The organism is Hominiventricola aquisgranensis (assembly GCF_040096225.1).
GTDB classification, from domain to species: domain Bacteria; phylum Bacillota; class Clostridia; order Lachnospirales; family Lachnospiraceae; genus Hominiventricola; species Hominiventricola aquisgranensis.
On the sequence record NZ_JBBMFC010000052.1, the window covers coordinates 1 to 8271 of the forward strand.

Sequence of the window (8271 nt, forward strand, 5' to 3'; positions counted from 1 at the left end):
ATGTTCCAGGAACTGGAAGAAAGAGATCCGCAGCACTTTGCGGTCAGACAGTATAAAAAATATAAAATGGCGGCTGGTGTTGTATGCTCTAAAAGACTTCTTAATCAAGCGGTTGGGAAGTCTCTTAGAACACACAACCTAAAGCCGAAGAAAGGAGCGCAAGTTATGAGAAAAAATGAGAAAATCACAGCTCTGTACGAACGACTGAGCCGTGATGACTTTGGCAAAGATGATGACCAACAGCGTGAGAGCAATTCCATATCCAATCAAAAGGCAATGTTGGAGGAGTTCGCCGCACGGCAGGGCTTTACAAACATTGTCCATTTCACGGACGATGGCATTAGTGGTACTTGCTTTGACCGTCCCGGATTTTTAGCAATGATGAAAGAAGTGGAAGCCGGGAATGTGGAGTATTTGTGCATCAAGGACATGAGCCGCATGGGTCGTGACTATCTGAAAGTCGGTCAGATTATGGAAATCCTGCGTCAGCGTGGCGTGCGACTTATCGCTATCAATGACGGCGTGGATAGTGCCAGAGGTGACGATGATTTTACCCCTTTCCGCAACATTATGAACGAGTATTACGCCAGAGACACCAGCCGTAAAATCCGTTCCACTTTCCAGTCCAAAGGCAAGTCCGGCAAGCACCTCACAGGCACGGTCATTTACGGCTATCTCTGGAACGAAGCCAGAGATCAATGGTTGGTTGCCCCCGAAGCCGCAGAGGTGGTCAAGCGCATCTTTGCCATGACGATTGAGGGCTACGGCCCGTATCAGATTGCCAGCAAGCTGAAAGAAGAAAAAGTCCTCATTCCGTCTGCTTACCTTGCCCAACACGGCGAGGGCGTGAACAAAAACAAGACTTTCAAAGATGTGTACGGCTGGGGTTCTTCCACCATCTGCAACATTCTTGAAAAGCGTGAGTATCTGGGACACACCATCAATTTCAAGACCCGCAAGCACTTCAAGGACAAGAAAAGCCATTATGTCCCGGAGGACGAATGGACAATTTTCGAGAATACCCATGAGCCTATCATTGACCAGCAGACCTTTGACCTTGTGCAGAAAATCCGTGGGAATGTCAGACGCTACCCGGACGGCTGGGGCGAAGCAGCTCCCCTCACAGGCTTGCTTTATTGTGCCGATTGCGGCGGCAAGATGTATGTCCACCGTACCAACAACGGCAAGCGTATTTCTCAATATACCTGTTCCCAATACAGCAAAGTCCCAGTTGGAAAGCTCTGCACGACACAGCACCGTATCAATGAAGATGTGGTACTGTCCCTTGTTTCCGAAATGCTCAAAGCTATTGCCGAATATGCAAAGCATGACCGAGCCGAGTTTGTCCGAGTGGTACAGGAAGCGCAGTCCAGCCAGCAGACAGCAGAGGTTAAGAAACAGCGGACACGCCTTGCCACCGCCAAGCAGAGAGTGTCCGAGCTGGAAGTCCTGCTCTGCAAAATCTATGAGGATAACATTTTAGGAAAGCTGTCCGACAGCAGATACGCCACTCTGGACGCTCAATACGAAAAGGAGCAGACCGAGCTTACCGCTGAAATCTCTGCTCTGGAAAAGGCAGTCAAGAGCTATGAGAAGCACGAAAAGGACGCTGACCGTTTTATCGCTCTGATTGACAAGTATGAGAACTTCGACAAGCTGACCATTGCTATGCTCAACGAGTTTATCGAGAAAATCCTTGTGCATGAGCGTGACCGTAAAGGCAGTATACAGACCACACAGGAGGTCGAGATTTACTTCAATTTTGTTGGGCGATTCGTTCCCCCGGCGTTTGGAGAAGCGGAGCTTACCCCGGAGGAATTAGAGGAAATCCGCAAGCGTGAGGAACGCAAGGACAGGCTTCATCAGAACTACTTGAAGCGTAAAGCCAGCGGAGCGCAGAAGCGTTACGAGGACAAAATCAAAGAGAGGAAAAAGGCGGAAATCGAAGACAAGAAAGCCGCCATTCGTGCGGAGGATATTGCAAAGGGTGTGTTCGTCCCTGTCAGCAGTTTACCGCAGAGAGAGCCGCAGAAAGGAGCGCAGATTGCATGAACATCACTTATAGACAGAACGGAGATTATCTTATCCCGAACATCGTTATCCGCAAGACCAAGCCCATCGGTCACTATGGCAGACTTCGCAAAGCGTATTTGGAAATGCACCGCCCGATACTGTTCAATGAGCTGGTGCTATCCGACAAGCTCTTTGAGCATTGCGCCGAGATTGATGAAGCGGCACGAAACCGCACGGAGCTGATCGTGCGGTCGCTGGCGAAGCGAAACGGCGTGACCGAAAAGCTGAAAGCCGAAAACCAAATGGAATGGGTGCGGCAGATGAACGCTTGCAAGGCACAGGCAGAGGAGATTGTGAAGTTTGAGCTGATTTATGACTGATACTGAGAGCGCCCGGACGAAAAATGTTCGGGCGCTCAAACGCTTGAACAAACTGTAACTTTTTCAAGGAGTCTATTGACTAAGGCACCGAGTATGAGTATAATTAGTTCTGCTACTTAGCAACGCTAATCAGCAGAACTAAAGTGTGGTGAAGATTATGGATAACAAATATGTGCAACAATTCAAAAAAGGCTCTCTTGAAATGATACTATTATCCTTAATCGGGCGCAAAGAGACCTATGGCTATGAAATAATCACAGAGTTAAATAGCAGTGCATCTGTCTTAGGATATGCAAAAGAGGGAACGATTTACCCTATTCTGTATCGCTTACAAGAAGCGGAACTAATTCAATGTCGTTTAGCACCAGCGGCTGCTAATGGCGGATCAAAAAAATATTACTCCCTTACTCTTAAAGGAAAGGAAGTTTTACAGGAATTGATTACGTTTTGGTCCAGCTATACGGATTGTGTAAATAGCTTTATCGCCACCTATCAACAAACGGAGGTCTCAGAATGAAGGAGCAATACATAAGGCAGGTTGAAAAGGAATTAAATTTATCACGCAAAGCCAAAACCGAGGTTGTGCGTGACTTGAATGAAATATTTAATTCTGCCGTGGAGCATGGAGAAACTGAACAACAGGTAATCGAAAGGCTTGGAACGCCGCAAGAATTTGCTAACAGCACAGCAGAACAGTTTGGAATTGATAATTCCGTCCCAAAGAAACGGAAATGGATCATTTCAAGTGTCATTTCCCTTGTGGTAGCTATTGTTGCTTTTTTAATTTATGCTACTGCAAAGTCTGGTAAAGTGCCGGAAGGAGCAATCGGGCAAGCAGACGCAATGACAAACATTCAGGTTAATGGTGATTTTATTTTTGATGCTTCTCAAATTATTTTATTGGTTGGCATAATCGCTTTTGTATTTGCCACAATTCAGATTATCAGAGCTGTCCACAACAATAGGAGGTAACTATGAAAAGATTTATTCCGGGAATTGCAATTTTGCTTATATTGTCATTGACTGCTTGCTCCGCCCCAAAAACACCACCCAAAGACACAGGAGACGCAAGCAATTCGCAATCTGAAGGTATTATTAGGCTTGATGAGGGAGAATGGCCAGTCAATGAATATACTGAGGGACTTCCCGTTCCAACTGGCACAGTTGCATGGGCTATGCTTGATACAGAACACGGAAATTTCAGTATCAGTATTGCAGGTATAGACGAAAACGACTATGATAACTACATGGAACTTTTGATACAAGAGGGCTTTTCAGTAGTTGAGAATGTGTCAGAGAAAATCAAAGGAGAAAACTATGTTTCTGTCGGGACACTCCTATCAAATGGAGAAAAAGGTTTAAGTATCAGCTATATACCTGATAATTTAACAATTTATGTTTCATTTGAAAAATGAGAGCGTGCAATAAACAGCGAAGCAAAATCCCTTTAGGAACTAAAGGGCGCACTTCTATACTCTCCTATCGGGAGTATCGTGCGTCCTGCGGAGCTTCATTCTCCGTCAGCAGAAGAAAACTGCTTGACCGAGAATGTTGCGTCACTTCGTTCCGTCAAGGTGGCTACACCCCCTTGCGCCGCTAAAGCGGCTATCCCTTGTGGACTTGCCGTCCGCAAACAGCATAAAATGCTGTTCGCCGCCAGCAAGTTTGAAAAACTGAATACCGAAAAACTGACCGTTGACTGGTCGCACTATGCGAAAAGTTGACGGTCTTTTTTTATCCCAAAAATCAAAAAAGGAGGTCAATCACAATGACAAAACCGAAAACCCTTGAACAGCTCCGAGCCGAAAAGGAACGGGCCGAGACGCAGCTTGCACAGGAGAAGCACAAGCTCAACCGTCTTGAGAACAGAAAGAAATATCTGGAGAAAGGCGAAAGGCAGAAACGCACCCATCGTCTTTGCAATCTGGGCGGCACGATTGAGAGCCTTGCCCCGGAGGTCAAAGATCTCACACGCACCGAAATGACAGAGCTGATGGAACAAATCTTTTCTTTGTCCGAAGTCCAGCGAGCCGTCCGTCACATGACGATTACCCACATCAGCCAAGCAAACAGAGAAAAGGAGTTGAAAGCCGATGGCACTATTTCATCTGAGCGTCACGCAGACTAAGCGAAGCGCAGGACAGTCCGCTATCGCTTCTGCTGCCTACCGTGCCGGGGAGCGATTGTATAGCGAGTATTACGGCGAATACAGCGACTACACCCGCAAGGGCGGCGTGATCTGCTCCGACATTCTCCTGCCGTCCCATGCACCGCCAGAATACGCAGACCGTCAGACCCTATGGAACGCCGTGGAAAAAGCCGAGCGTGGAAAGAACGCCCAGCTTGCATACAGCTTTGACATTGCCTTGCAGAATGAATTTTCCCTTGAGGAAAACATCGCTCTTGCAAGGCAATTTTTATTGGAGAACTTTGTGAGCCGGGGCATGGTGGTTGACTTCGCCGTACACCAGCCAGACCGGGAGGACGGCGGCATACCAAACCCGCATTTTCATGTGCTTTGCCCTATCCGCCCCATCGAGCAGAACGGTAAATGGGGACTAAAGCAACGCCGGGTGTATGAGTTGGACGAGGACGGCAACCGTATCCGAGACGCAGACGGAAAGTTTGTGTTCAACGCCGTTCCCACTACCGACTGGGGCAGTCCCGAAACGCTGGAATACTGGCGGCAGACATGGGCGGAGCTATGCAACGCCAAGTTTGCGGAAAAGGGGCTTGACGTTCGTATCGACCACCGAAGCTATGAGCGTCAGGGTGTGGAGCTTCTTCCCACCGTCCATGAGGGCGCAACCGTCCGGGCGATGGAGAAGAAAGGCATCCGCACCGAAAAGGGCGAGTTCAACCGCTGGATTAAAGCCACCAACGCCGTAATCCGGGACATCAAGAAGAAAATCGCTCTCCTGTTCGATTGGATTGCCGAAGCAAAAGCGGAGCTTGCCAAGCCGCAGGCACCCGACCTTGTTTCTCTGCTGAACGCCTATTACACCCAGCGCAAAGCCGGGGCGTATTCCCAGAAAGGTAAAATCAGCAACCTAAAGGAGATGAACGAGACTTTCAATTATCTCCGGGCAAACGGCATTTACTCCCTTGAGGATTTGGAACGCCGTGTCAGCGAACACAGTGCTGCCACAGAGAGCTTGAAGAAAACGCTGGACGAACAGAACACCCGAATGAAAGCAATCAAGCAGCTCTATGACAGCTCCGCCGCTTTCCAGAGCTTGAAGCCTGTCTATGACGGCTTGCAGAAAATCAAGTTTGAGAAGCCCAGAGCCAAGTACAAGGCAGAGCATGAAGCGGAACTGAAACAGTTCTACGCCGCCAGACGAAAGCTGACTGGGGAGTTCCCAGACGGCAAGGTGGATATGAAAAAGCTGACCGAAGAGTATGACGAGCTGGAACAGGCGCACGAAACCACCTATGGCGAGTTTAAGGCTGTCAGAGACGATTTACACCGCCTTTGGAAGGTCAAGTCATGTGTAGATACTGCCGCCCGATTTAACGAGCGCACAGAGGAACAAATGCTCCAAAATCGACCCCAAACACAACACAAAAAGGAGGAACTATCCCGATGAATTACACCCAAGCACAGATTGACCGGGCGAACGCCGTCAGTCTGGAAGATTTTCTCCGTACACAGGGAGAGACGCTTATCAAAAGCGGACGGGAATACCGCTGGAAAGAACATGACAGCCTGACCGTCCGGGGAAACAAGTGGTTTCGCCATAGCCAGAGCAAGGGCGGCTATCCCATTGATTTTGTCATGGAGTTTTACGGCAAGTCCTTTCCCGAAGCCGTCCAGATGTTGACAGGCGAAAACGGCGAGGGACAGACCGAAGCCACCACAGCACCGCACACAGCGTTCCACTTGCCCTTGCACAACAGAACAGCCGACAGAGCAATTCAATATCTTTGCGAAAGCCGAGGCCTCAACCCGAAACTGGTTGAGGCTTTTCTTCTTTCCGGGGATATTTACGAGGACGCAAAGCGGCACAATGTTGTGTTTGTCGGCAGAGACCGAAACGGCACACCGAGATACGCCCATGTGCGAGGAACGGCAGACACATTCAGACAGGATATTGCCGGGTCTGACAAGTCCTATCCGTTCCGCTATGAGGGAAACGGCAACCAGCTCTTTGTCTTTGAAGCACCGATAGACCTGGTATCGTTCATCTGCCTTTATCCGCAGGACTGGCAAAGCCGAAGCTATCTTGCGCTGGGCGGCGTTTCTGGCAAAGCCCTTGACCGTTTTCTTTCTGAACGCAAGGACACACAAAAAGTGTTCCTCTGCCTTGACAGCGACACCGCAGGAAGCGAAGCCTGCACCCGGCTGGCACAGGACATTCCCGGCGAGATCGCCGTCATTCGCCTTGTCCCGGCAAGGAAAGACTGGAACGATGTTCTCCGTCAGCAAGGGGACATTCCCAGCCGCAAATTCATAGCCGAGACAATCACGCTGCGAGAGCTGCCCACCGCCCAGCCTGTTCCCATGCTCCGCATGGCAGATGTGGAGCTGACGAGCGTGGATTGGCTATGGTTTCCCTATATCCCCTTTGGAAAGCTGACGATTATACAGGGCAACCCCGGCGAGGGCAAGACCTACTTTGCTATGCGCCTTGCGGCGGCTTGCACCAATCGAAAGCCTTTACCCGGTATGGAGACACTTGAGCCTTTCAATATCATCTATCAGACCGCCGAGGACGGTCTGGGCGATACCGTTAAGCCCCGGCTGATGGAAGCGGACGCAGACCTTGAAAAAGTGCTTGTCATTGACGATAGAGACACACCGCTGACCCTTGCCGATGAACGCATCGCAAGGGCAATCCGGGAAAACAACGCAAGGCTGGTTATCATTGACCCGGTACAGGCGTTTCTGGGCGCAGATGTGGACATGAACCGGGCAAACGAGGTGCGCCCGATATTCCGCAGTCTGGGAGACATTGCACAGGCTACCGGGTGCGCTATCGTGCTGATCGGACACCTCAACAAAGCCGCAGGAACGCAAAGCACCTACCGGGGATTAGGGTCTATCGACATTACGGCGGCAGTCCGCAGTCTGCTCTTTATCGGCAAGCTGAAGGACAGCCCCACAACAAGGGTACTTATCCATGAGAAAAGCTCCCTTGCGCCGCCCGGACAGTCCCTTGCCTTTTCTCTGGGAGACGAGAAAGGCTTTGAGTGGATAGGGGCTTATGACATTACCGCTGACGAGCTTCTTGCCGGGACAGACACCGCCAAGACCGAGAGCAAGACCGCACAGGCGCAAATGCTCATTCTGGAACTGCTGGCAGATGGAAAGCGTATGCCAAGTGCAGAGCTGGAAAAGACGGTCAATGAGCGTGGGATTTCTTCACGCACCATGAGAACGGCAAAGAGCCGTATCGGGGACAGACTTGTGACCGAGAAAGACGGCACAGCATGGGTCTGCTATCTCCGAGACTAACAACAGGAACACGGCAAGCGTGGCGAAGACGGCAAGGTTTTTATAGATACCTTAATGTTGCCGCCTTGCCTTGTTCCCTCATACCGACACCGCCCGATGATGAACAGTCACCGGGCATTTTTCATTTACAGGAGGATTTTGAATGAACAATACCGCAACCAACACCGCCACTTGCCCGACTGTCAGAAAGCAGATCGGCAAGACCACCTATATCGTCCGTGTCCATTTCAGTGAGACCGCAAAAGAGACGATGGAGGACAAAATCAAGCGTATGCTCCGTGAGGAAGTCCGCAAAATGTGACTTCTTTTTGAATTTGATGAAAAAGTCCTTGACTTTTCGTCTCTGGAAAGACAGCGAAAAGTATTTTGATATCCTGTGGAGCCAGACTTGCCCCATTTGATATCGCAGAACTTCGTGAG

At 49.8% G+C, this 8271-nt stretch carries 10 protein-coding genes; all 10 read left to right on the plus strand.

All coding sequences use genetic code 11. The annotated features are described in order from the left end of the window. Window positions 1-2052, plus strand: a 2052-nt coding sequence (locus tag WMO62_RS15185; protein WP_349145213.1) for a DUF4368 domain-containing protein, incomplete at its 5' end; no start/stop codon positions are given. After that, window positions 2049-2393 carry a TnpV protein gene (locus WMO62_RS15190; RefSeq protein ID WP_349145214.1) on the plus strand — a complete coding sequence of 115 codons (345 nt, stop codon included), beginning with the start codon at window positions 2049-2051 and terminating at the stop codon, window positions 2391-2393. The genes WMO62_RS15185 and WMO62_RS15190, both read left to right, overlap by 4 nt. Before the next feature lie 145 nt (window positions 2394-2538). After that, window positions 2539-2910, plus strand: coding sequence for a PadR family transcriptional regulator (locus WMO62_RS15195; RefSeq protein ID WP_242998616.1), 372 nt, complete (start codon window positions 2539-2541; stop codon window positions 2908-2910). Beyond that, entirely contained in the window at window positions 2907-3365 is a 459-nt protein-coding gene (locus WMO62_RS15200) for an HAAS signaling domain-containing protein (RefSeq protein ID WP_118717890.1), read from the plus strand. Before WMO62_RS15195 ends, WMO62_RS15200 begins: the two co-directional genes overlap by 4 nt. A 2-nt stretch (window positions 3366-3367) precedes the next feature. Continuing rightward, window positions 3368-3808 carry a DUF6591 domain-containing protein gene (locus WMO62_RS15205; protein WP_117805433.1) on the plus strand — a complete coding sequence of 147 codons (441 nt, stop codon included), beginning with the start codon at window positions 3368-3370 and terminating at the stop codon, window positions 3806-3808. A 123-nt stretch (window positions 3809-3931) separates the two neighbouring features. Next, window positions 3932-4117 (plus strand): hypothetical protein, encoded by a 186-nt coding sequence (locus WMO62_RS15210; protein ID WP_005944784.1) that lies wholly within the window; start codon window positions 3932-3934, stop codon window positions 4115-4117. A gap of 44 nt (window positions 4118-4161) precedes the next feature. After that, entirely contained in the window at window positions 4162-4521 is a 360-nt protein-coding gene (locus tag WMO62_RS15215) for a DUF3847 domain-containing protein (protein WP_349145215.1), read from the plus strand. Continuing rightward, on the plus strand, window positions 4487-5983 hold the full coding sequence (gene mobQ, locus WMO62_RS15220) for a MobQ family relaxase (protein WP_349145216.1): 1497 nt from the start codon (window positions 4487-4489) through the stop codon (window positions 5981-5983). The genes WMO62_RS15215 and mobQ overlap by 35 nt, the downstream gene beginning before the upstream one ends. Beyond that, a complete protein-coding gene (locus tag WMO62_RS15225; protein WP_349145217.1) occupies window positions 5980-7851 on the plus strand; it encodes an AAA family ATPase in 1872 nt (623 codons plus the stop codon). Before mobQ ends, WMO62_RS15225 begins: the two co-directional genes overlap by 4 nt. Window positions 7852-7993: 142 nt before the next feature. Further along, window positions 7994-8152 carry a transposon-encoded TnpW family protein gene (locus WMO62_RS15230; protein ID WP_002596227.1) on the plus strand — a complete coding sequence of 53 codons (159 nt, stop codon included), beginning with the start codon at window positions 7994-7996 and terminating at the stop codon, window positions 8150-8152. Window positions 8153-8271 lie beyond the last annotated feature (119 nt).

Excerpts from the sequence above, each read along its gene's own strand:
- WMO62_RS15190 (WP_349145214.1), top strand. The coding sequence starts at position 2,049 with ATGAACATCACTTATAGACAGAACGGAGATTATCTTATCCCGAACATC.
- WMO62_RS15200 (WP_118717890.1), top strand. The coding sequence starts at position 2,907 with ATGAAGGAGCAATACATAAGGCAGGTTGAAAAGGAATTAAATTTATCA.
- WMO62_RS15205 (WP_117805433.1), top strand. The coding sequence starts at position 3,368 with ATGAAAAGATTTATTCCGGGAATTGCAATTTTGCTTATATTGTCATTG.
- WMO62_RS15215 (WP_349145215.1), top strand. The coding sequence starts at position 4,162 with ATGACAAAACCGAAAACCCTTGAACAGCTCCGAGCCGAAAAGGAACGG.
- mobQ (WP_349145216.1), top strand. The coding sequence starts at position 4,487 with ATGGCACTATTTCATCTGAGCGTCACGCAGACTAAGCGAAGCGCAGGA.
- WMO62_RS15225 (WP_349145217.1), top strand. The coding sequence starts at position 5,980 with ATGAATTACACCCAAGCACAGATTGACCGGGCGAACGCCGTCAGTCTG.
- WMO62_RS15230 (WP_002596227.1), top strand. The coding sequence starts at position 7,994 with ATGAACAATACCGCAACCAACACCGCCACTTGCCCGACTGTCAGAAAG.